At 66.0% G+C, this 535-nt stretch carries 2 protein-coding genes; both read right to left on the minus strand.

Annotated features, from left to right (window positions below):
- Nucleotides 1-351: hypothetical protein (locus tag B7P34_RS39175; protein WP_223268625.1), on the minus strand; the 351-nt coding region annotated here is incomplete at its 3' end.
- Nucleotides 348-535 (minus strand): hypothetical protein (locus tag B7P34_RS39180; protein WP_223268626.1); only part of this gene is annotated, 188 nt, incomplete at its 5' end. The genes B7P34_RS39175 and B7P34_RS39180, both read right to left, overlap by 4 nt.

Consider the following 535-nt stretch of genomic DNA (forward strand, 5'->3'; position numbering starts at 1 on the left):
GGTGCGGCGTACTCCCGGTCCGGCCTGGTAACTGAGCCGGGAGTACGTCACCTGATTGCACAAAATCTTGGCAGTAACGGGGCCCGGTGTCAACTCGGGTTTACCCTGCTCACTGCTAAGATCGACCCAAGGAAGCATGGTGTTCTCGTGGGCAGAGAGGAGCAGCCCGTGATGGCTCGGCTGATCCGGCACGCAGCAGCCCACAAGCGCAGCGAGCAGAGACTCAACCTGCTCATCGTCGAGGCTATGGACGCAGGCGAGAACCAGACGGAGATCGCCAGAGTCGTTGGCCGATCCCGCGAACATCTCCGCAATGTGCGCCGCCGCGTCAAGGGGGAGTAGCCGGCTCATGCTGCGCACCTCCTGGCGTCTTCCCGACGCACCGCACGCGGGTCCCCGACCTCACGGGCGCGCTCGAACATCCGCTCCCACGTCGTGTAGCGCATCCCCATCCGGGCGGCGAACTCCCGGAACCCGACCCGATCCCGCAACGCCTCCCACTCCGCCATGACCTCGTCACGACGGCGGGCGGGAC

The sequence above is a fragment of the Streptosporangium nondiastaticum genome, from assembly GCF_003011965.1.
GTDB classification, from domain to species: Bacteria; Actinomycetota; Actinomycetes; order Streptomycetales; family Streptomycetaceae; genus Streptomyces; species Streptomyces nondiastaticus.